This window comes from Dongia rigui (assembly GCF_034044635.1).
GTDB classification, from domain to species: domain Bacteria; phylum Pseudomonadota; class Alphaproteobacteria; order Dongiales; family Dongiaceae; genus Dongia; species Dongia rigui.
This window is the reverse complement of sequence record NZ_JAXCLX010000001.1, coordinates 1,344,450-1,365,478: the sequence shown is the minus strand read 5'-3', so window position 1 is coordinate 1,365,478 and position 21,029 is coordinate 1,344,450. Positions and strand designations below refer to the sequence as shown.

19 protein-coding genes are annotated in these 21,029 nt (G+C 62.9%); 9 read left to right on the top strand and 10 right to left on the bottom strand.

Features of this window, described 5'->3' with window-relative positions:
* Positions 1-88: 88 nt before the first annotated feature.
* Positions 89-700, bottom strand: a complete 612-nt coding sequence (locus SMD31_RS06175; RefSeq protein WP_320499931.1) for a LysE family translocator — start codon at positions 698-700, stop codon at positions 89-91.
* A 17-nt stretch (positions 701-717) separates the two neighbouring features.
* Positions 718-3,309, bottom strand: coding sequence for a patatin-like phospholipase domain-containing protein (locus tag SMD31_RS06170; RefSeq protein WP_320499930.1), 2,592 nt, complete (start codon positions 3,307-3,309; stop codon positions 718-720).
* A 213-nt stretch (positions 3,310-3,522) separates the two neighbouring features.
* Between SMD31_RS06170 and SMD31_RS06165 the strand changes: the two genes are divergently transcribed.
* The 5 genes from SMD31_RS06165 (at position 3,523) to thrS (ending at position 8,952) form a co-directional block, all read left to right on the top strand.
* Positions 3,523-4,158: a TetR/AcrR family transcriptional regulator gene (locus tag SMD31_RS06165; protein ID WP_320499929.1), complete on the top strand. Its 636-nt coding sequence runs from the start codon at positions 3,523-3,525 to the stop codon at positions 4,156-4,158.
* A gap of 22 nt (positions 4,159-4,180) precedes the next feature.
* Positions 4,181-4,663, top strand: a complete 483-nt coding sequence (locus SMD31_RS06160) for an SRPBCC family protein (RefSeq protein ID WP_320499928.1) — start codon at positions 4,181-4,183, stop codon at positions 4,661-4,663.
* A 141-nt stretch (positions 4,664-4,804) separates the two neighbouring features.
* A complete protein-coding gene (locus SMD31_RS06155) occupies positions 4,805-5,281 on the top strand; it encodes a VOC family protein (protein WP_320499927.1) in 477 nt (158 codons plus the stop codon).
* Between the two features lie 230 nt (positions 5,282-5,511).
* The gene (locus SMD31_RS06150; RefSeq protein WP_320499925.1) at positions 5,512-7,431 is read left to right on the top strand and encodes a PAS domain S-box protein; all 1,920 of its coding nucleotides are present in this window, start codon (positions 5,512-5,514) and stop codon (positions 7,429-7,431) included.
* 303 nt (positions 7,432-7,734) lie between these two features.
* On the top strand, positions 7,735-8,952 hold the full coding sequence (thrS, locus tag SMD31_RS06145) for a threonine--tRNA ligase (protein WP_320499923.1): 1,218 nt from the start codon (positions 7,735-7,737) through the stop codon (positions 8,950-8,952).
* On the opposite strand, the gene SMD31_RS06140 is transcribed toward thrS, so the two are convergent.
* The 4 genes from SMD31_RS06140 to SMD31_RS06125 form a co-directional block, all read right to left on the bottom strand.
* Entirely contained in the window at positions 8,903-9,577 is a 675-nt protein-coding gene (locus tag SMD31_RS06140) for a YoaK family protein (protein WP_320499922.1), read from the bottom strand. The two genes, thrS and SMD31_RS06140, sit on opposite strands and share 50 nt — an antisense overlap.
* A gap of 118 nt (positions 9,578-9,695) precedes the next feature.
* Positions 9,696-11,546 carry an amidohydrolase gene (locus SMD31_RS06135; protein WP_320499921.1) on the bottom strand — a complete coding sequence of 617 codons (1,851 nt, stop codon included), beginning with the start codon at positions 11,544-11,546 and terminating at the stop codon, positions 9,696-9,698.
* A 24-nt stretch (positions 11,547-11,570) separates the two neighbouring features.
* Positions 11,571-11,786: a DUF1427 family protein gene (locus tag SMD31_RS06130; protein ID WP_320499920.1), complete on the bottom strand. Its 216-nt coding sequence runs from the start codon at positions 11,784-11,786 to the stop codon at positions 11,571-11,573.
* A gap of 173 nt (positions 11,787-11,959) precedes the next feature.
* The gene (locus tag SMD31_RS06125) at positions 11,960-12,643 is read right to left on the bottom strand and encodes a hydrolase (RefSeq protein ID WP_320499919.1); all 684 of its coding nucleotides are present in this window, start codon (positions 12,641-12,643) and stop codon (positions 11,960-11,962) included.
* A 134-nt stretch (positions 12,644-12,777) separates the two neighbouring features.
* Here SMD31_RS06125 and SMD31_RS06120 point away from each other — a divergent pair, with 134 nt between their 5' ends.
* A complete protein-coding gene (locus SMD31_RS06120; RefSeq protein ID WP_320499918.1) occupies positions 12,778-13,689 on the top strand; it encodes a LysR family transcriptional regulator in 912 nt (303 codons plus the stop codon).
* Positions 13,690-13,847: 158 nt separating this feature from the next.
* Here SMD31_RS06120 and SMD31_RS06115 read toward each other — a convergent pair whose 3' ends face one another.
* A complete protein-coding gene (locus SMD31_RS06115) occupies positions 13,848-14,015 on the bottom strand; it encodes an entericidin A/B family lipoprotein (RefSeq protein ID WP_320499916.1) in 168 nt (55 codons plus the stop codon).
* Between the two features lie 152 nt (positions 14,016-14,167).
* On the opposite strand from SMD31_RS06115, the gene SMD31_RS06110 reads away from it, so the two are divergent.
* Positions 14,168-15,169, top strand: a complete 1,002-nt coding sequence (locus SMD31_RS06110) for a dipeptidase (protein ID WP_320499914.1) — start codon at positions 14,168-14,170, stop codon at positions 15,167-15,169.
* A gap of 102 nt (positions 15,170-15,271) precedes the next feature.
* Complete coding sequence (locus tag SMD31_RS06105) at positions 15,272-15,976, top strand: response regulator transcription factor (protein ID WP_320499913.1); 705 nt, start codon at positions 15,272-15,274, stop codon at positions 15,974-15,976.
* 20 nt (positions 15,977-15,996) lie between these two features.
* On the opposite strand, the gene SMD31_RS06100 is transcribed toward SMD31_RS06105, so the two are convergent.
* Entirely contained in the window at positions 15,997-18,333 is a 2,337-nt protein-coding gene (locus SMD31_RS06100; RefSeq protein ID WP_320499912.1) for a hybrid sensor histidine kinase/response regulator, read from the bottom strand.
* Position 18,334: 1 nt separating this feature from the next.
* A complete protein-coding gene (locus SMD31_RS06095; protein WP_320499910.1) occupies positions 18,335-18,844 on the bottom strand; it encodes a molybdopterin-dependent oxidoreductase in 510 nt (169 codons plus the stop codon).
* Positions 18,845-19,047: 203 nt separating this feature from the next.
* Here SMD31_RS06095 and SMD31_RS06090 point away from each other — a divergent pair, with 203 nt between their 5' ends.
* Positions 19,048-19,542 carry a response regulator transcription factor gene (locus tag SMD31_RS06090; protein WP_320499909.1) on the top strand — a complete coding sequence of 165 codons (495 nt, stop codon included), beginning with the start codon at positions 19,048-19,050 and terminating at the stop codon, positions 19,540-19,542.
* On the opposite strand, the gene SMD31_RS06085 is transcribed toward SMD31_RS06090, so the two are convergent.
* Positions 19,521-20,969 carry an aldehyde dehydrogenase family protein gene (locus tag SMD31_RS06085; protein ID WP_320499908.1) on the bottom strand — a complete coding sequence of 483 codons (1,449 nt, stop codon included), beginning with the start codon at positions 20,967-20,969 and terminating at the stop codon, positions 19,521-19,523. The two genes, SMD31_RS06090 and SMD31_RS06085, sit on opposite strands and share 22 nt — an antisense overlap.
* Between the last annotated feature and the right edge of the window lie 60 nt (positions 20,970-21,029).

Below are 21,029 nucleotides of genomic sequence, written 5' to 3'. Positions count from 1 at the left end.
TTTCTCCGGGTCCAGGCCCTCAGCCAAATGGATAAGGAGCAGGGCAGCAACAGGACGCGCGGCGTTATGTTCCCTTGCGCCCCTGCGCCTATCTGTCGGCCAAGGCGAGCTTTGCCCCCAAGGCCACGAAGGCGGCGGCGAACGTCCGGCGCATCCAGGCGATGACGCGCGGGCGGGAGAGGATGTGCTGCCGCGCCGCCGCCGCGGCGATGCCATAGAGCGCGAAGACCACGAAGGTCATCGCCATGAAGATGCCGGAGAGCTCCAGCATCTCACCCATGGGATGCGCCGTATCTGCCTTAATGAATTGCGGCAGGAAGGCGAAGAAGAAGATCGAGAGCTTGGGGTTGAGGATGTTGATCAGCACCGCCTCGACGGTTACCTGCAGCGCGGAGCGCGCGCCGATCTCGCGCGTGAGCGATAGGGCCCCGCGCTCGCGCCAAGTCATCCACGCCATGTAGAGGAGATAGGCGACACCCAGATACTTCACGGTATTGAAGGCGAGGGCGCTGGTGTGGAGGAGGGCGGCGAGGCCCAGGATCGCGGCCGCGAGATGCGGCACGATGCCGAGCGTGCAGCCGAAGGCCGCCACGACACTCGCCTTGCGCCCGCGCGAAAGACCCGCTGCCAGCGTGTAGATAACGCCCGTGCCGGGCGAGGCGACGATGATGAGAGATGTCAGCAGGAATTCGATCGTCATGGGGCTCCGCTACCTCGTCAGGGGTGTTGCGCTATCTCATAAGCGAGATCGTGGCGCAGGTTAGCGATATCCGCATCGCTGAAGCCTCCATTGGCATCGCGCGAAAAAGCGATCTTGTCGGCACCGGAGAAGAAGCCGTCCACCATATGGTAGCCGAGCGCCCGGTAGGCCTCGAACTGTTCTTCGCTGAAGAACTGGTCGCCGGTCGTTTCATGCGGAAAGGCCGGGAAGCGTTTGCGGTAATCGAGCACGTAATCCTTCTCGTCGCCGGTGATCGAGGATTTGAAATAGATGATGACACCGTTGACGCCGTTCTCATAGGTGATGCGCCCCACAGCGCAATGCGGCCCTTTGCGGCAGAGATCCTGCGCGTCGCGCGTCGCCATCGACCGCGCGATCTGCTCCCAGGGCAGGCTGATGCGCACGCCAAGGTCGATGCGCGCATAACGCTCCATCTTGAGGAGCGAGCCGAAAGACATGCTGGGATCGGATTCGGCGTCGAACACGACGATGGTGCGGCAGCCGCGCTTCAAGAGTTCATAGACGCCGAGATTCTCGATGTGTCCGCCGTCTGAGAGATAGACATAGCGGCTGGTCTCATCGAGAAGGTTGAGCATCTCGACCATCAGATAGAACTTGTCGAACACCCAGCGCAAGGGGTTGCGCGTGCGCTGCGCCGCCTGCCGGCTGCGCGCGACATGGCGCGGATTTTTGAGCCAATAGCCAAGGCGGATGTTGAGCAACGCCAGGGTCGGCGACAATGGCCGGATCGTGTTCGACCCCATATTGGCCGAGACGGCGGCCCCTGAGATCGCCATGGCGGTGGCCAAATTGAGGCGCTTGTCGACCCGCTCCATATCGGCGGTGCCTGCAAGGCTGCTCTGCGTGCGGCCATAGAGGGTGAGGTCGCTGCCGATGAAATCGGGCGAGAACATGAAGAAATCCGCGTCGCGCCCGCGCCTGTTGGCCTCGGCCGAGCCCTGCACATTCATCGCCGTGTTGACGATATGATAGGGCCCGTCGCAGTGGCGCAGCGCCGAAAGCTTCAACTCGTCCCGCGCCACCGGCTCCAGCGCGCCTGTCTGGTAGCCGAAAATGAAGGCCTTGCTCAGACGGTCGCGATAGAGGCGGTGGAGCGAATAATTGTTGGGCTTCAGCCAGAAGAAGAAGATCACCAGCGGCACCAGCGCCAGCGCATAAAGGCAGGCAATGCTCATCTTGTACCCGAAGAGGGTGATGTCCGTGGTGCCCACCGTCGCCACCGGCACCAGCAGCACCGCCACCAGATAGAGATAGAGGAACCAGATCGCCAGCGGCAAGGCGAGCGCTGCCAGCAGCAGCAGGAATTGCGTCGCGATGCGCAGGGCGATGGTCGACCAATTGCTCGAACGCTCGCTCTTCTTGAGGAAATGGGCAAGAGCGCTGCTGGCGGCCGACACCGCGCCGCTGAAGGCGGTCAGAATCGGCACCAGGCTTTGCAGCCAGGGCAGGAGCGCCACACCTTCATCGCTTTGCAGATGCTTGATCAGCGTCGCGATCGCCAGGGGCTGCAGATCGAGCAAGGCCAGGATCAGGATGGCGATGATGAGAAGGCGTGCGACCTTCAGGCAATGGCCCGACGTGTCGCTGGTGAGGCGGTCGAGCTGGTGATAGGTGCGCAAGGCCGCCCAAATCACCAGCCATGCGCCGAGAATCGCGATGGCCCAGAGCGTCAAAGCGAAAGGATGCCGGCCGACGATGTCGGTGAGTGAGCGGAAGACGATGCCGGCATGGGCGTGGATGAACGCGGTCGCGGCATCGACCAGCTGTGTCACGAAACTGCCGTCATAGAGGGCGAAGAAAGTGGGATAGGCAAAAACGGTGATCAGCGCCAGGATGAGCATGAGGGTGACGACCTGCACCACATTGGCCAGCAGCCCGCGCAGGATGACCGCCGCCGCCTCGGCATAATTGACGATCGCCTTGCGCCCACGCGGCAGCAGATAGTTCGAATAATTGCGCAAGTGCCCAATCACGGCATTGTCGGCGATGTCCTCGCCGAAGGGGAAAGGTGCCGCGGCCCCGCCGGCGCTGCGGGTCATCGCTGCACTGAGGCTGGCGCCGATATAGCCGCCGCCCGACACGGTCGAGAGATAATCGATGGCCTCCAGCTGGTGGCGCCGGTTGAGGGCCTGCAGCCCGCCCAGGCACACCGCGGCCGAGCGGATGCCGCCGCCCGAAAGCGCTAGGCCGATCATGTCATTGGGGCGCGGCCTGGGGCGCATCTTGTTGCGGTCGGGACGCTCCGGGTCGATGGGGTCGCCGCCGCGGCGGATATTGTCGGGATCATAATGCCCGCGCGTGAAGGGCGAGACCGGCCCCGGCCCGGTTCCGTCATCCTCCGGCCCGCGCGGGGAGACATCGCCCCGTGCCGGTTTCTCGCGCTTTCGCCGTTCTTCGTCGGTGCGTTTGCGCCGCTGGTTGATGCGCGCGATCTCGACCGGCAGCACGTCCTCGAAATAGTGGAGTTCCAGGCGGCTCACCTCCTGGGCCTCGTCGCTGTGCTGCGTTTGCCGCGTCGCCACGGCGGCAACCGCTGCTTCTTCGCCGCCGGGAAGAATGTCGGTCATCGCCGCCCTGCGCTCCGGGCGCCGGCTAGGCATGCAAGCAAGCGCATCAAGATCGCCCCCAAACGGCTGGCCCAATCGCGGGCCTTGAGCTTACGCCTTCGCGACAACAGCTACCAAGAGCGGTAGCCGTCTATTCGGTGTTTCTGGCGATTGACGAAATACCAACCAGTTGGTATGTATTTGTCCAGCAAGTGGACAATGGAACAGCGACCGATGAGCGAGCGGAAAAAACCAAGCAATAAAAGCGGGATAGCCCGGGGTGAGGCGCGCCTGCGTCTCCTCGATGCCGCCCTGCAGGTGATCCGCGAAAAGGGTTACGCGGCCTCGAGCGTCGACGACATCTGCCAAGCGGCCGGCGTCACCAAGGGGGCCTTCTTCCACCATTTCGCGGCCAAGGAAGACCTGGCCGTTGCCGCCGCCGACCATTTCGCCGCGATGGCGGAGGGCATCTTCGCCACGGCGCCCTATCGCGCCCTGCCGCGCGCCAAGGACCGCGTCATCGGCTATGTCCGCTTCCGCCAGGCGATCATGGACCGGGCGCTTGCCGAGTTCACCTGTCTGCTCGGCACCATGGTGCAGGAAGCCTATGACACGCACCCCGTTATTCGGACGGCCTGCGACCGGCATATGAGCGATCATGCGGCGATGGTGCAGCGTGATATCGACGCGGCGATGGCGGAAGAAGGCCTCTCACCCGACTGGACCGCGGAGAGCCTCGCTTTCTACATCCAGGCGGTGATGCAGGGCTCGTTCATCTTCGCCAAGGCCAAGCAAGGCCCCGCCATCGCAAAAGCCAATCTCGACCACCTCATCACCTATCTCGAAATCGCCTTGAGCCAGAAACCCTAAAAAGCCTGCCAGGAGGATACAAATGAGTGCTCAACCCCAGAAGACCGACGACACCGCGACCGAGCTCGTCCTCGACCGCCTGCTCGACGCACCGCGTGAAAAGCTGTTCAAGCTCTGGACTGATGGCAGCACCTATCCCAACTGGTTCTGCCCCAAGCCCTGGACCGTGGCCGATGTCGAGATCGACGTGCGGCCGGGCGGCAAGTCGCAATTCGTGATCAAAGGGCCCGAGGGCCAGGAATTCCCCAATCGCGGCATCTTCCTCGAGGTCGTGCCGAACGAGAAGATCGTCTTCACCGACGCCTTCGTCGACGCCTGGACCCCATCGAGCCGCGCCTTCATGGTGGCGACCGTGACCTTCGCCGATGAAGGCGGCAAGACGCGCTACCGTGCGACGGCACGCCATTGGTCGCCGGACGCTCGCGCCGAGCACGAGAAGATGGGCTTCCACGAAGGCTGGGGCATCGTCGCCACGCAGTTGGAAGCTTTGGCAAAGAAGATCTGAGTTATTCCGTCATCCCCGGGCCTAGCCGACGCATGTCGGCATTCGCCGACGGGACCCCGGGGATCCACTGGTGCCGTTGAGAGAGTGGATGCCCGGGTCAAGCCCGGGCATGACGAAAACTGAAAGCCCCGGAGGAACCCCATGGCCACCACGCAGAAAGTCGTGACGCATCTCTGGTTCGACGACGATGCCGAGGCAGCGGCGAAATTCTATACCTCGCTGCTGCCCAATTCGAAGATCGAGTCCGTGACGTATTTCGATCGCGCCAAGAATCTCTACGGTGTCGTCTTCACGCTTTCGGGTCAGGAATACCGCGCCCTCAATGCCGGTCCGACCTACAAGCTCAGCCCCGCCGTTTCGCTCTGGGTCAAATGCGACGACCAGAAGGAGCTGGACCGCATCTGGAACGCGATCCTCGAAAACGGCGGCAAGGAGCAGGCCTGCGGCTGGGTGCAGGACAAATGGGGCCTCTCCTGGCAGGTCCATCCAGCAGTCCTCGACGCGATGATCAGCGATCCGGATGAAGAGAAGCGCAACCGCGTGCTGCAGGCGGTCTGGGGCATGATCAAGATCGATCTCGCGACGCTTGAGAAAGCCTATCGGGGTGTGGCGGCCTGATCGGCCGCTCTGCATCGGGGCCCATGCGCCGCATGCTGAAGTGTCGTACGCGTTAGGACTGAAGGTTATTGGCAATGTCTCGATAGGACTCTATTGGCGTTTCTTTCTGCCTCGGCACTTTTCGCGTGCTTTATCGCTCTGGAAAGTGGATGGTCGTCTGCAGCAGTGAGCTCCTTGGCACGGTCGTTAAAGCTGGGTCAGTGCGGAGCGCCGAGGGAGAGCTGCGGTCGATGCAAATGGAGGGCAACACCGTCGCTGCCGGCAAGCCACAAGTTGGCATCGTCAAGGTCTCGCCCGAAGGGTTGATTGTTGCCATCAATGCCATCATCTCGGAAATGCTGGGCTGGTCACCGTCGGAGGTGATCGGTCGGCCCTGGGACATGATGATCCACCCGGAAGACCGCGGCGAGATCGGACGCCGCATCCACGAACCCGCTGCCGATCATCTTCCGCACGCCATCGGCCGCCGGCTGTTGCGCAAGGATGGCACGACCTTCGACGCCGACTTATCCATACAGCGCGTTGAAGGTATCGAAGACCACAGCAGGAACACGATCGTCCTGCTGCACGAAAGCGCCCAGCGGGAAATGCTGCAGCATGCGGTCGAGGCCAGCGAATCATTGAGTAGATCCGTGCTCGATTCTCTCCCCGGCAGTGTCGCTGTCATCGACGGTGCTGGGTGGATCGTCGCCGTCAACGAGGGTTGGCGGCAGTTTGCGCGCGAGAATGGCGGATCCAGCCAAGACATCGCCGGCGTCGGCCTCAATTATTTCAAGAGCTGCGAAGCTGCTTCCTCGGACGAGGAAGGTTCGAGCGGCGCTGCCATCAATGCCAATATCCGCATGGTTCTGGAGGGAAAGTCGCCCGCCTATTCCCTGGAATACCCCTGTCACTCGGCCACGGAGCAGCGTTGGTTCCTGATGTCGGTTCACAGGCTGCGCGGCTCGCTGGCCGGCGCGGTGATCTCGCATCAATCGATCACACAGCGCCGTGTGGCGGAGGACAAATTGCGGGCGAGCGAGGCCCGCCTTTCCGCCATCCTGGACACGGCGATGGTGGGAATTCTCACCGTCGACCATCGCTTTCGCATCATCGCCTTCAATGCGGAAGCGGAAGTGATATTCGGCTATCGCGCCGATGAAGTACTCGGTCAGCCGATCGACTGCCTGATCCCGGTCTCGCAGAGGAGCGTCCACAGCCGGCATGTTGCTGCCTTTGCAGAAGGCCAGTCCACCCACATGGCGATGCGCAACTGGCGTGAGGTGAACGGGTTGCGAAAGGACGGATCACTGGTCCCGCTGATGGCTGGTCTGTCGAAGGTGACCGTCGAAGGGGTCACCACCATGACGGTCATCTTTCGCGATATGACGGATATCAGCGATGCCGAACGCGAGCAGGTGCGGCTGACGAACGAAAGGGCGCTGGAACTGCTCAAGGCGGAAACGGCAAATCTCGCCAAATCGAAGTTCCTGGCGACGATGAGTCACGAACTGAGGACGCCCCTCAACGCGATCATCGGCTTTTCCGCCCTGATGCGGAGCGAAACGTTCGGACCGATCAACAACCCGACCTACAGCGAATATGTCGCCGACATCAATACCAGCGGCACGCATCTCTTGTCTTTGATCAACGACATCCTCGATCTGTCGCGCATCGAAGCCGGCAGGTTCGAGTATGAATTGCAGCCACTGGATCCCACACTGCTACTGCACGAAGCGGGCAGCCTCCTGAAGTCACTCGCCATCGAGAAATCGGTTGAACTGGTCGATCCGGACAGCGCGCCCTTGCCTTCGATCCACGCTGACCGGCGTGCCACGCACCAGATTCTGACCAACATCATCGGCAATGCCATCAAGTTCACCAATGCCGGGGGCCGCGTGCTGCTGCAGGCCGAATCCGCTGACGACGGCATGGTGGCGCTGTGCGTCTCGGACAATGGCCGCGGTATCCCAGCCGAGAAAATCGCCGAACTGGGGCAACCCTTCGTCCAATTGGGATCGGCGCATACCCGCGACCAGGGAGGGACTGGTCTCGGCCTTGCCATCTGTAAATCGCTTGCCAGGGGCATGGGCGGCAGCATCTCCCTTGAGAGCGAGGTTGGTCAGGGAACGACTGTGCGCTTGCTGCTGCCGCGGGAGCGCCTTCCCTGAGAGCGGCGGGGGGCGCGCTGGGGCGAGAAGGATGGGCAGGAATTCAGGGTCGGCATGCATTCGCCCTGCGGCAGCTTGACACGCTGCTGCCTGCGCCCTTAGTCTCCCGCGCTATGAGCCAGATGCGCAAACATCAACAAGTAACCACTACCTGGACCGCCGACCGGCGGCCGAGGGGTGTTGGCTTGTGCTGATGTAACGCACGATCTGACTGCTACCCAAGGCCCCGCCGGTTCCGGACGGGGCTTTTTCTTTCAGGCCTCCGTCCGTCTGCTTCTCGACCCTAGACGCACGGAGACTGACATGGACGCGTTCGATCATCGAAGTATCGGCCACAGGCTGGACCTCTTCCATATCCAGGAAGAAGGGCCGGGCATGGTCTTCTGGCATCCCAAGGGTTGGGCGCTTTACCGCCTGATCGAGGATTACATCCGCCGCCGCATGAAGGCCGCGGGCTTCAACGAGATCAAGACGCCGCAGATCCTCTCGCGCGGCCTGTGGGAGAAAAGCGGCCATTGGCAGAAATTCGGCCCCAATATGTTTGCGCTGGAGGATGGCGAGCGGCAATTCGCGGTGAAGCCGATGAGCTGCCCGGGGCATCTGCAGGTCTTCAATGCGCGCTTGCGGTCCTATCGCGATCTGCCCCTGCGCTATGCGGAATTTGGCGCCTGCCATCGCAACGAACCTTCCGGGGCGCTGATGGGCCTGATGCGCACGCGTGCCTTCGTGCAGGATGACGCCCATGTGCTCTGCCGCATGGATCAGATCGTCGACGAGGTGAAGCGTTTCTCGCAGCTGCTGCGTGCGGTCTATCGCGATTTCGGCTTTGCCAATTTCGGCGTCGCCTTCTCGACGCGGCCGGCGGCGCGCGAGGGCAGCGAGGAATTATGGGATACGGCCGAGCGCGTGCTGCAGAACGCAGCCCGCGCCGCCGGCCTCGATTTCGTGACGCAACCCGGCGAGGGCGCGTTCTATGGGCCAAAGCTTGAATTCATCCTGGAAGACCGATTGGGGCGGCGCTGGCAGTGCGGCACGATCCAGCTCGATCTGGTGCTGCCCGGGAAGCTCGGCGCGCATTATATCGACGAAGCCGGCAACCGCGCCGTGCCGATCATGATCCACCACGCGGTGCTGGGCAGCCTGGAACGCTTCATCGGCATGCTGCTGGAACATTGCCAGGGGCGTCTGCCGCTATGGCTGGCGCCTGACCAGGTGCTGATCGCCGCGGTCTCCGATCAGCATCTGGGCTATGCGGAAGAAGCGGCGATCCAACTGGAATCGGAGGGCTACCGCGTCGTCATCGATGCCAGCAACGAAACGCTGCCGAAGAAGATCGTCAACTGGCGCGACCGCGGCGTGCCGATCCTGGGTGTCGTCGGCGCGCGCGAGGCGGAAAAGTGCCGCATCAGCCTGCGCACATTGGCCGACGATGTGCGTGCCGATCTGCCCCTGGGCGAGGCGGGGGTGTGGATCAAGCGGGTCGCCGCACGGCACTGCGCAGTATCAGCCATGTCGTCATGACGGCCACGAGCGGCAGAAGGAGCGCCCAGAATCCGACATGCACATAGCCGAGGCCCCCGGCCAGGGCACCTGAGGCAAAGGCCAGGACCGGCGGCAACATCTTCCGAAGGCGTGTTTTTGCTTCCGGTGCTTTGGCCGGTGTCGCGATGAGATCGACGACGTCGATCACGATCTGCGTCACATTGCCGGTCATCACGGTGGTGGGCGACAAATTGGCAAAGACGGTGCGCGCGCCGGCATTCTGGATCGCCATGGCCGTCACCGCCAGCATGCCGGTGGCGATGGCGACCGGGCTGTCGGAATTCGTGAAGGGGCCGGCGGCAAGGCCCGCCGCCATGAAGGCCGCCAGGAAGAAGGCCTCGAACAAGGTCAGTGCGGCGATCGGATTGGCGTCACGCCGCTGCCGATGCGTCACGTAGAGATGCGTCAGCGCCACGACCAGGATGAATACCGGCAGCGCGATCAACTTGGCGATGATCCCGCCATGGAATTCAGCAATCGACGCGCCGATCAGCACGAAGTTGCCGGTGACGTGGGCGGTGAACAGGCCAAAGAGGGCGACAAAGCCGACCGTATCGACGAAGCCCGCCGTGAAAGCGCGCAAGGGGGCGAGATAGGGGGACATATACGAAACTCCTCCCGCTTCAATCGTCATGCCCGGGCTTGACCCGGGCATCCACTCTATCAACTGCAACAGTGGATCCCCGGGTCTTCGCCCGGGGATGACGCATTACCATGTTATCTTAAACCGCCCAGCACCCGCACCCCAACGCACTCCAGAACTCGTTGCCCGAAACCGGCACGTCGGACGCCCAGGCCTTGGCATGCGCATGGCCGTGGACATTGCAAGAGTTGGCGCAGCCGCAGCTGACCGAGACCTTCTGGAACTGTGTTTGCGCGCGGTCCTGATAACCGCCGAAGAGTTTCACCGGCGACCAATCCGGCGTGGGCGGCGGCAAAGCCGGGGCGAGCTTGGTGAAATCGCCCGCACCATGCACGATCTTGCCGCCGAGCAAGGTGAGGACGGAGGAAAGATGCGCGATGTCGTCCTCGGCGACGGTGAGGAAATCACCCGACAGCACGGCGAGATCAGCGAGTGCCCCCACTTCGATGCGGCCCTTCTTGCCCTGTTCGCGTGAGAACCAGGTATTGGCCTCGGTCCACAAGCGCAAGGCTTCCAAGCGGTCCATGCGGTTGGGCGTCGGATAGAGGCGCAGGCCGCCCACCGTCTTTCCCGTCACCAGCCACGCGAGCGAGACCCAGGGGTTATAGGAGGCGACACGCGTCGCATCGGTGCCGGCACCGACCGGCACACCGGCGCTGAGCATGCGCTTGATCGGCGGCGTCGCTTCGGCGGCCTTGGCGCCATAGCGTTCGACGAAATATTCGCCCTGGAAGGCCATGCGATGCTGCACGGCGATGCCGCCGCCCAGTTTTGCGATACGGTCGATGTTGCGATCGGTGATCGTCTCGGCATGGTCGAAGAACCAGTGCAGCTTGTCGATCGGCGTGTCGCGATGCACCTTCTCGAACACGTCCAATGCGCGGTCGATCGTCTCGTTATAGGTGGCGTGCAGGCGCCAGGGGAAATTGCGCTCGGCCAGCAGGCGCACCACGCGCTCCAGCTCGCCTTCCATGCCGGCATCGAGATCGGGCCGGGCCTCGCGGAAATCCTCGAAATCGGCCGCCGAGAAGACCAGCATCTCACCCGCCCCATTGACGCGGTAGAGATCGTCGCCTTGATCCGCTTTGACCATCTTGGTCCAGCGGTCGAAATCCTGGACTTCCTCACCCTTCTTCTGGGTAAAGAGGTTGTAGGCGATGCGCAGGGTCATCTCGCCGTTTTTGTGCAGCTTCTCGATGACGTCGTAATCATCCGGATAATTCTGGAAGCCGCCGCCGGCATCGATGACGCTGGTGACGCCCAGCCGGTTGAGCTCGCGCATGAAATGGCGCGTCGAATTGATCTGCTGCTCCGGTGCCAGCTTCGGCCCCTTGGCGAGCGTCGCATAAAGAATCATGGCATTGGGCTTGGCGAGCAGCAGGCCGGTCGGATTGCCTTGCGCATCGCGTTGGATCTCGCCACCCGGCGGGTTCGGCGTGTCCTTGGTGTAACCCACCGCCCGCAAGGCCGCGGCATTCAGCAAGGCGCGGTCATAAAGATGCAGGATGAAGACCGGTGTATCGGGGGCGGCCGCGTTGATCTCGGCGATGGTCGGCAGGCGCTTCTCGGCAAACTGATGCTCGGTAAAGCCGCCCACGACGCGCACCCAATGCGGCGGCGGTGTCACCTCCGCCTGGCGCTTCAGCATCGCCATGGCGTCGGCAAGGCTCGGCACCCCATCCCAACGCAATTCCATGTTGTAGTTGAGGCCGCCGCGAATGATGTGGAGATGGCTGTCAATGAGGCCCGGAATGACCCTGCGCCCGCCAAGGTCGATGACCTCGGTCTTTGGACCCTTGGTCGCCATGATGTCCTTGGCGTCACCGACGGCGCTGAACTTCCCGTCCGCGATGGCCACCGCTTCGGGGTTCGGGTTGGCGCGGTCGAGGGTCGCGAACTTGCCGTTGAGGAGGATGAGATCTGGTTGCATGGCGGGGGTTCCTGTCGGTTCGGTTTATTCTTGGACGCGGTCGGCGTCGGTGGACGGCGTACTGGCACTCGCTGGGGGCAGTATATAGCGCAAGGTCAGCGGCAAAAGCTGTTCCCCGATCAGCATGCCAAGGAGGCCGATAAGGGCGATGGCCGGCGGTGCGGGGGAACGGACCTTGAGGGCTGCATAAAGCACGCCCACCAGCAAACCGACAGCGAGGGAGATCAGATATGGTTTCATGGAAGGGCTCCGTGATGCTGGACGCGACCTGGTTGAACCACACCCCCCGCCCCGACCCTCCCCCTCAAGGGGGGAGGGGGTGGACTTAGAGGTGGCGACCATCTCGCTACCGTCCTCTCCCCCCTTGAGGGGGAGAGTTAGAGAGGGGGGTATCGAACGACCGGGCTCGCTGCTTACTTCTTCGCACCCGCTTCGCTGGCATGTTCGCCAAGCACGGCGCGGGCGTAGGAGATGCCGATGCCGTAGGCGCCACCGAAGCGCATCGCGGTGCGGTTGGTGTGGTCGTAGGTTTCCGACCGCGCCCAGTCGCGCTGCAATTCGAGCAGGTACTGGAGTGACGTCATCGGACGGGCGCCGGCCTGGACCATGCGGGTCACCGCCTGGTTATGTGCTTCCTCGGTGATGTCGCCGCTGGCGTCGGTGATGACATAGACCTCGAAACCCTGGTCGAGCGCCGAGAGCGCCGGGCCGACGATGCACACACTGGTCCACAGACCGGCCAGAACGATGCGGCCCTTGCCGATCTCGTTCACACGCACGGCGATGCGCGGGTCTTCCCAGGTGTTCATGCTGGTGCGGTCGATGGCGACCACGTCCGGGAAGGCTTCCTTGATTTCCGAGAAGATCGGACCGGAGAAGGTCTTCTCGGCGACGGTGGTGAGGATCGTCGGCACCTTGAACTCGGCGGCGGCATGGGCCACCAGGGCGGCGTTGTTCCGCAGGATGGTGGTGTCGATCGACTTGGTGGCGAAGGTCATCTGCGACTGGTGGTCGATCATGATGAGGGTGTGGTCGGCGCCGTTGAGCAGGGTCTTGCCGGGGGTCGCGGTGGCGGTCGGAACTTTCTGGCTCGTCATCGTAAATTCTCCATGTCTTTCAGTTGGTTGAGTTTGTTTCGAGAACCTCGTTGGCTCTGGAGGGAAACTTACCCTTGACCCGACCGTGCAACAATCATGTATGATTTCAAAAGACTGTTGCAGAAGGAGCGACAATGGATCGTCTGGCCACCATGGAGGCCTTCGTCAAGGTGGCGGAGACCAAATCCTTTTCCGAGGCGGCGCGGCGCCTGCGCAGCTCGAAATCCCTGGTCAGCCGCCAGATCTCCGATCTCGAGGCGCATCTTGGCGTGCGCCTGCTGCAGCGGACGACCCGCTCGCTGACCCTCACCGAAGAAGGCCGCGCCTATCATGAGCAGGTGACGCGCATCCTAGGCGAGATCGATGAAGCAAATGCGGCCGTCAGTCAAAGCACCGTGGCACCGCGCGGGCGGCTGCGCGTCAGTGCGCCGATGAGCTTCGGCATCCTGCATGTGGCCCCCGCCGTCGGCCGTTTCCTCGCGCGATTCCCGGAAGTCGAACTCGATCTCAGCTTGAATGATCGCTATGTCGATCTCATCGACGAGGGCTTCGACGTCTCCATCCGTGTGGGGCGCCTTGCTGAATCAAGTCTGGTCGCCAGGAAACTGGCGCCCTTCCGCATGATCCTTTGCGCCAGCCCCCAATATCTTGAAAAGCACGGCACGCCCACAACGCCGGACGAACTGAAGAACCACAACTGCCTCTGCTATTCGACCAACAGCCTGACGCCGGAATGGCGCTTGCAGAAGCCGGATGGTTCAGCCTGGTCGCTCCAGATCGCCGGCCATTTGCACGCCAATAACGGCGACGTGCTGCGCACGGCGGCGCTCGACGGCGTCGGCATCACCTATCTGCCAAGCTTCATCGTGGGGGCCGATCTGCAGAATGCGGGGCTGGTATCGATTTTGAGCGATTACGTGCCGACGGATGCCGCGATCTACGCGGTCTACCCGCATTCACGGCATCTCTCGCCCAAGGTCAGGGCCTTCATCGACTTCATGCTGGAACATTTCGGGCCCCGTCCCAGGTGGGATCTGCTGGGGTAGGGGCCGAAATTGTGTGCCGACGAATCGCATTTTGGAAAAGACGTCATCCCCGGGCTTGACCCGGGGATCCACTGTTTGGCGGATAGAGTGGATGCCCGGATCAAGCCCGGGCATGACGCATCAAAGGCAGGCCGCAGTAGGCGCAGCCCGCATTTCGACTACATGTCTTCCTGGACATCCTCGGCACCGTCCTGGATCGCCTCGCCGCCTTTTTCGATATCCTTGCCGGCACCCTTGACGGTGTTGCAGGCGGCGAGCGACGGCAGCAAAAGGGCAGCACAAAGGGCAAGCACGATCTTTCGCGAAACCGCGTTCTTGTCGGTCATTTGAATTCTCCCGAATGAATATGGCCCGCTGGCGGGCGTTCGGATGACATAACGCGACAGGCCCGACTTTGGTTCCGGCGCGGAAACGGAGATGGCGTGACTTGAACCCTTTGCCGGATTAGGCTCGGCCCCCATCCTTGAGAGGGGAAATCATGCGCAGCGCCGCTGTGGCCGATACAAGCGACCTCATCTGGGACAGCCATGCCGGCTTTGCCTACATGCAGCCCGACGATCTCGCCGAGCTGTCGCGCTGGCTTGAAACCGGCGTGGATTTCGTCTCGGTCAATATCGGCTATGACGTCGAACCCTGGACCAGATCGGTCGAGGCCGTGTCCGGCTACCGCCATTGGCTGCGCCAGAACACCGACCGTTTCGCGCTGGTGACGGAATTTGCCGATGTCGTGGCGGCGAAGCAGGGCGGCAAACTTGCCGTCTCCTTCGACATCGAAGGCGCCGATTCACTCAATGGCGATCTCGGCATGGTCGATTTCTATTATCGGCTCGGCGTGCGGCAGATGCTCTTCGTCTACAACCGCAACAACCTGGTGGGCGGCGGCTGCCATGACGGCAATCAAGGCCTCACCGATTTCGGCCGCCAGGTGGTCGACGAGATGAACCGCGTCGGCATGGTGGTCGATGCCAGCCATTGCAGCCACCGGACCAGCATGGAGCTGATGGAACGCTCCAGTGCCCCGGTCGTCTTTTCGCATTCGAATGCGCGGGCGCTGCACGACCACGAACGCAACATCGCCGATGACCAGATCACGGCCTGTGCCGCGCAGGGCGGCGTCATCGGCATCAACGGCGTGGGGCTGTTCCTCGGCGCAGGCGATGCGACCGAGCGCATCCTTGCTCATATCGATTACATGTGCGAACGCGTCGGTGCCCGCCATGTCGGTCTCGGCCTCGACAGCATCCTCGATTGCCAGCCGGCGGACGCGCTGTCGGAAGCAGAACTTGGCCCCCGCGCCAAGGAATACTGGCCGCCCCGCCAATATCCCGCGGGACCCATGGCCTTCGCGCCAATCGAGGTCATCGCGGCCCTGCGCGCCGGCATGCAGGCCCGGGGCTATAGCGCTGCCGACATCGCCGGCATCCTCGGGGGCAATTTCGCCCGCATCGCGGCCGAGGTCTGGAAGCCGGTCCTGCCGTGAGGTAATAAGAATGAATGCCTGTCGCCCGAGGTAGATTTGCCTTGGGACAGGCGCGCAAGGCGCTATGATCCGGCAGATCGCAAAGTAAGAAGCCGTGGCCGCATGACGACAAGCACGCGTATCCCCAAACCCCGCCCGCCTTCAGCCGGTATGCCGTGGCGCATCCTTCTGGCGGACGACCATGCCATGGTACGCGAGGCGTTGTCGCAGATGCTGGAGGGGTTGGATGCCCAGCTCAGTGTCACCCAGGCCCCCGATTTTCCGGCCGCCGCTGCATTGCTGGAAAAGGACCGCGACTTCGCGGTCGTGCTACTCGATTACAAAATGCCGGGGATGAAAGGCGCTGCCTCGCTCCGTGAACTGGCGGATCGATATCCGGGGCTGCAGGTCGGCATCATCTCAGGCTATCTCGGCAGCAGCGAGCTGGAGCCGCTGGTGCAGGCCGGCGCGATCGGCGTCTTTCCCAAGACGATGACCGGGCCGGCGCTGATCATGGCGCTGAAGCTGGCCTTGTCGGGACAGACCTATGTGCCCTGGAGCGGCGATCTCGGCCATCCGGATCAACCGGCTGCCCCCGCTCATGGCGCGCCGCCTCCCGACCTCACCAAGCGTCAGATCGATGTGCTGCAGCTTCTGGTGAAGGGTGCCGCCAATAAAGAGATCGCTCACCATCTCGGCCTCAGCGAAGTCACCATCAAGGTGCATGTTGCGGCGCTGTGTCGCAAATTCGGCGTTGCCAACCGGACGCAGCTCGCCATGACCGTTTTCCGCGTCGGCATCGGCCGGGACGAACCTGGCGCAACCTGAGGCCTGGCGCAACCTAAGCGTTATCCTTCGCGGCGATTCTCCTGATCCTGCACCACCACCCCGGACAAGGGCGTCACGTGCATGTGGGATGGGGTGGCAAGCGACATGCGTGCTTCTGCGGCGACCCGGGCCACGAGTTCCCCGACCTCGCGCAGGACGAACGGCTTGCCGAGCACACCGTCGATCCGCACCCTGGCACGCTCCGCCCCAGACACATCCTGCAGTCTTCCGCTCGTCAGAATGACCGGTCGGTCAAAGCCACTGGCCCGCAATTGCGCCACAAGTTCCAGGCCGTTCATATGCGGCATCAGGTAATCGGTGATGACCATGTCGAACAGATTGGGTTCATCCCTCAGCAGCGCCAGCGCCTCATCCCCGCTATCGCAGACCGACGTCTCGCAGCCCAGCGCCTCCAGCGACAGATCGAGCGCCTCGCGGGCCTGTGGGTCGTCGTCCACCAGCAGGATGTGCAGGCCCGTCGTGGGCAGCAGCAAGGCGGTTGGCAGCGGTTGCGCATGCTCGGTCTCGCCCGCCGCCAGCAGCGGCAGGACGATGTCGAAAGTGGTCCCTTTGCCGACGATGCTGTCGACGGCCATGACGCCGTGATGCGCGGTCACGATGCCAAGGACCGAGGAGAGGCCAAGGCCGGTCCCGTCACCGAACTGCTTGGTGGTGAAGAAGGGCTCGAACATGTGCCGCATGACGTCTTCGCTCATGCCGGTGCCGGTATCCTCGACACGGATGCGCAGATGTTCGCCAGGGGCGTTGTCCAGCACGCCGATCAAGACCCGCGTATGCTGCGGTCCGATCTGTTCGATCAGCAGCGGGGCTTCGACGGCCGACATGCCCGCCGTGCCGCGCATGCCGACCGCGCGACCGCCATCGATGGCAACCTTGCGCACTTCCAGTCTGATCTTGCCGCGACCATCGACCAGGGCATCCACCGCATTCATGCACAGATTGACCACCGCGCTGTCGATCTGGGTGATGTTGCCCAGTGCCGGCAACGGTCCTTCCGCGATGTCGACCTCGAAGACGGCCGCCCCGGTAATTGAAACGCCGACCATGGTGGCTGCTTCGCGACAGATTTCACCGATATCGATGCGCCGCCGCTCCACCTGCTCGGCGCGGCTGAAGGTCATGATGCTCTTGACCAGTTCCTTGCCGCGATTGGCGGCGGCATTGATCTGCTGCAGCATGTGCAGCTGCCGCGGCTTGTCCTGCAGGCTGATCTCCAGCAGCGTGGTAAAGCCGGAAATGGCGGCGAGAATGTTGTTGAAATCATGCGCGACACCGCCGGCGACGCGACCGATAGCGCTCATTTTATCCGCCCGGTGCAAGGTCTCCAGCATCTGCTGGCGCTGCTGATCCGCCTGGTTTCTTTGCGTCAGGTCGCGCAGCAGGGCCACGTAACCACCTTCATCGCGCGTCATGATATGCACTTCCCAGGCGCGCGACTGCCCCTGCAGCGTCCGGCCGGTGACTTCGCCGCGCCAGGCATGGCCGGGGCCGCTGAATTGCCGGGCAATGGCCAATGCCGAGCGGCGCGACAGCAGCTTGCGCCAATCGATCAGCGTCAGGTCGCGCCCGTAATCGTCTTCGATCAGGCTGTGGAAGGCCTCGTTCGAATAGCGCAGGCGGCCGTGCTGATCAAAGATCGCGATGCCCTCGCCGCTGCTTTCGATGGCGGCAAGCTGGGTTGCCCGCTCCCGCTCGGTGGCCCGGTTGCGCTCGTAGAGTTGGCTCATGCGCTGGGTCTTCATGATATTGCCGGCAATCAGCGCCATGCCGGCCAGCAGCGCCACGGCCAGCGCGCCGAAGGTCAGCCACATCCCCTGCCGGATTTCTCCCGACCGATAGCGCTCCTCGTCCTGCACCAGCAGGCGTTGCACCATCCTTTCAAGCGGCTCCTCCGCCCTGCGGAAGATGTCGATGAAGGGCTCGATACTGTCGGCATCCCCGACCTTGGCCAGCGCCAGCTTTTCCTCCATGCGCGGCAGCATGGCAGATATCTTCTCGGTCCCCTGCTTGATGTCGGGCATCTCGCGCACGCCGGCGCTTTCGCTGGATTCGAGGATGATGGGAATGCGGCTCCAGAAGACCTCGAAACGGAGTTTGATCGCGTCGAGCGACTCCTGGCTGGGATCATTCTTGAAATCCGCCGCGGCGAGGCGGGTCGTATGCAGTTCTTCCTGCGCCTCGACGACGGTCCAGGTGCCGGTGCGATAAGCCAGCAGGATCGTCGACATCGTGTCGAATGTCCGGGCAACACCGATGACTGTCGCGGGCATGAAGACGATGATGGCGATAACCAGCCACAACTCGCTGAGAGATTTCCTGCGGCTGAGCAAGCTCATTCTACTTGATCGTCAATTGTCGCAATTGCCAGATCATCTTGGAGTAGGTCGCCTCTCCATCCAGTTCCGGCTGGTTGCTGATCGGATAGATGATCCAAAGCGGTCCCTTGTCGCGGATCGGCATCAACGATCCGTTCTTGCGGTCGGCAATGATGACGTTGTCGTTTGCCGCATCGGCCATTGGAATGTCGACGGCATAGTCGTTGAGGGCGATCGCGCTGATCGTCGTGCCCTTGGCGCCAGCCAGATCCAGCACAGCCTTCAGCGACACGCCGCTGAAATCGGCAGGTCCTGGTGTCCAGGGTGTCCCGGTCCTCACCACCCGGTGCGGAAGGCGGTCCAGCATGACCTGATCGAAGGCGAGGCCCGACTCAGTATTCTTTTCACTGATGGCACCGGTCACCAACAGCAGCACCGGACCCTGCGGCGGATCGATGGCCCAGGCCCGTGGCGCGGCCAGCCACAACGGCAAGCACAGGCACAGGGCTATACTTCGGTGTAATCCGGCCATGACAGCATTCCTCCAGTATCGCACACCAGATTGAACACGGCGGGAACGGCTTGTTACAAATCTGCATCGGTTTGGGCGGTTCAATACCTTCGTATAGGGGTGAGATCGCGCGCCTGCGGCGCTTAACACTTTTGCAGATTCGCCTCCCCACAATGCTTCGGGCAATTATTTGACCATTGAGCAAAATATCGAAGGAAGCGGACATGTCGCCGGTCGAATGGACTGTCATGGACGAGGAACGGCGTTCTCGCCCCTGCGCGCTGGTCATCGAGGACGATTCAATCGTTCGGGCCCTGGTGGCCGAAATCCTGCGGACTGCTGGCTATCGCGTTTATGAAGCCGAAGACGGGGCCGATGGCATCGTCCAAGCGCGGGTGCTGTTCCCGGCGCTTGTGGTGACAGACATCTTCATGCCCGTGCAGGACGGCATCGAGGTGCTGCGTCATCTCAAGCGGGAGATGCCGCAGACCCGGGTGGTGGCGATTTCTGGCGGGTCGCCGCGCGTCCCGTTGCTCGACATGCTGGCCGTCGCTACGAAGCTCGGCGCCGATGCCATCGTCGCCAAGCCATTCACGCCGGTCGAGCTGCTGACGGCAGCGTCGGCCGACGATCGTGGCCTGGCGGACAATGTGGTCAGTCTCAATGCCTTCCGGCGCAAGCCGTCCGGCCGTCCGGCTCAGTTGCCGTCGAAGGTATAGGCGGTCTTCACCGTCGTGTAGAACTCGGCAGCGTAGCGGCCCTGCTCGCGCGGGCCGTAGCTCGACCCCTTCCGGCCACCGAACGGCACGTGATAATCGACGCCGGCGGTCGGCAGGTTGACCATCACCATGCCGGCCTCGGCATTGCGCTTGAAGTGGCTGGCGTGTTTCAGCGAGCTGGTGCAGATGCCCGACGACAGCCCGAATTCGGTGTCGTTGGCGGCGGCAAGGGCCGCCTCGTAATCCTTCACCCGCGTCACGGTGGCGACGGGGCCAAAGATCTCCTCACGCGCGATGCGCATGTTGTTGCTGACCTCGGTAAAGAGGGCCGGCGACAGATAGAAGCCAGGTGTCGCCCGGTTGAGGAGCTCGCCGCCCGCCACCAGCTTGGCGCCTTCATCGCGGCCGATCTTGATGTAGTTGAGATCCTGGTCGAGCTGCGACTGGTCGACCACCGGGCCGATATGCGTGCCGTCTTTGAGCGCGTCGTCGATGACCAGGCCCTTCATGCGCTCGGTCATGGCGGCGACGAACTTGTCGTGGATGCCTTCGGTGACGATGAGGCGCGACGAGGCCGTGCAGCGCTGGCCGGTCGAAAAGAAGGCGCCGTTGACGCAGGCTTCGACGGCGGTCTTCAAATCGGCGTCATCCAGAACCACCATCGGGTTCTTGCCACCCATCTCCAGCTGGATCTTCTTCATCGGGTCGGTGCCCACACAGGTCGCGGCGATCTTGCGCCCCGTGCCGACCGAGCCGGTGAACGAGATGGCATTCACATCCTTATGCTTCAGCATCGCCTCGCCAACGACCGAACCACGGCCCATGACCAGGTTGAAGACACCGGCGGGCAGGCCGGCCCGCGCGATGATCTCGGAAAGCGCATGGGCCGAACCGGGCACCAGATCGGCCGGCTTGAAGACGACGCAATTGCCGTAAGCGAGGGCCGGCGCGATCTTCCAAGCCGGAATGGCGATCGGGAAGTTCCACGGCGTGATGAGGCCGATGACGCCCAGCGGCTCGCGTGTGATCTCGACATCGACGCCCGGGCGCACCGAGCCCAGCTTCTCGCCGGCCTGGCGCAGGCATTCGCCGGCAAAGAACAGGAAGATCTGGCCGGCACGCACCGTCTCGCCGATGCCTTCGACCAGCGTCTTGCCTTCTTCGCGCGACAGCAGGCGGCCAAGCTCGTCCTTGCGGGCCATGATCTCGTCGCCGATCTTCTTCAAGACGTCATGGCGCTGCTGCACGGTCGAGCGCGACCAAGCCGGAAAGGCGGCCTTCGCCGCGGCGATCGCGGTCTCGGCATCGGCGGCACTGGCCTGCGGAAATTCACCCACCACGTCGCCGGTGTTGGAGGGGTTGATGTCCTTCGATGCGTTGGCCGCTTTGCTCCAGGCGCCGGCGATGAAGTTCTGGGCTTGGATCATGGGTGAATTCTCCTGAGAATTTTGTGCGATGAAATGTCGTCAAAAATGGGCCAGCGAAAG

Excerpts from the sequence above, each read along its gene's own strand:
- SMD31_RS06150 (WP_320499925.1), top strand. The coding sequence starts at position 5,512 with ATGCAAATGGAGGGCAACACCGTCGCTGCCGGCAAGCCACAAGTTGGC.
- SMD31_RS06090 (WP_320499909.1), top strand. The coding sequence starts at position 19,048 with ATGTCGCCGGTCGAATGGACTGTCATGGACGAGGAACGGCGTTCTCGC.
- SMD31_RS06135 (WP_320499921.1), bottom strand. The coding sequence starts at position 11,546 with ATGCAACCAGATCTCATCCTCCTCAACGGCAAGTTCGCGACCCTCGAC.
- SMD31_RS06170 (WP_320499930.1), bottom strand. The coding sequence starts at position 3,309 with ATGACCGACATTCTTCCCGGCGGCGAAGAAGCAGCGGTTGCCGCCGTG.
- SMD31_RS06110 (WP_320499914.1), top strand. The coding sequence starts at position 14,168 with ATGCGCAGCGCCGCTGTGGCCGATACAAGCGACCTCATCTGGGACAGC.
- SMD31_RS06125 (WP_320499919.1), bottom strand. The coding sequence starts at position 12,643 with ATGACGAGCCAGAAAGTTCCGACCGCCACCGCGACCCCCGGCAAGACC.
- SMD31_RS06160 (WP_320499928.1), top strand. The coding sequence starts at position 4,181 with ATGAGTGCTCAACCCCAGAAGACCGACGACACCGCGACCGAGCTCGTC.
- SMD31_RS06095 (WP_320499910.1), bottom strand. The coding sequence starts at position 18,844 with ATGGCCGGATTACACCGAAGTATAGCCCTGTGCCTGTGCTTGCCGTTG.
- SMD31_RS06085 (WP_320499908.1), bottom strand. The coding sequence starts at position 20,969 with ATGATCCAAGCCCAGAACTTCATCGCCGGCGCCTGGAGCAAAGCGGCC.
- SMD31_RS06175 (WP_320499931.1), bottom strand. The coding sequence starts at position 700 with ATGACGATCGAATTCCTGCTGACATCTCTCATCATCGTCGCCTCGCCC.
- SMD31_RS06115 (WP_320499916.1), bottom strand. The coding sequence starts at position 14,015 with ATGACCGACAAGAACGCGGTTTCGCGAAAGATCGTGCTTGCCCTTTGT.
- SMD31_RS06165 (WP_320499929.1), top strand. The coding sequence starts at position 3,523 with ATGAGCGAGCGGAAAAAACCAAGCAATAAAAGCGGGATAGCCCGGGGT.
- SMD31_RS06100 (WP_320499912.1), bottom strand. The coding sequence starts at position 18,333 with ATGAGCTTGCTCAGCCGCAGGAAATCTCTCAGCGAGTTGTGGCTGGTT.
- SMD31_RS06130 (WP_320499920.1), bottom strand. The coding sequence starts at position 11,786 with ATGAAACCATATCTGATCTCCCTCGCTGTCGGTTTGCTGGTGGGCGTG.
- thrS (WP_320499923.1), top strand. The coding sequence starts at position 7,735 with ATGGACGCGTTCGATCATCGAAGTATCGGCCACAGGCTGGACCTCTTC.
- SMD31_RS06105 (WP_320499913.1), top strand. The coding sequence starts at position 15,272 with ATGACGACAAGCACGCGTATCCCCAAACCCCGCCCGCCTTCAGCCGGT.
- SMD31_RS06120 (WP_320499918.1), top strand. The coding sequence starts at position 12,778 with ATGGATCGTCTGGCCACCATGGAGGCCTTCGTCAAGGTGGCGGAGACC.
- SMD31_RS06155 (WP_320499927.1), top strand. The coding sequence starts at position 4,805 with ATGGCCACCACGCAGAAAGTCGTGACGCATCTCTGGTTCGACGACGAT.
- SMD31_RS06140 (WP_320499922.1), bottom strand. The coding sequence starts at position 9,577 with ATGTCCCCCTATCTCGCCCCCTTGCGCGCTTTCACGGCGGGCTTCGTC.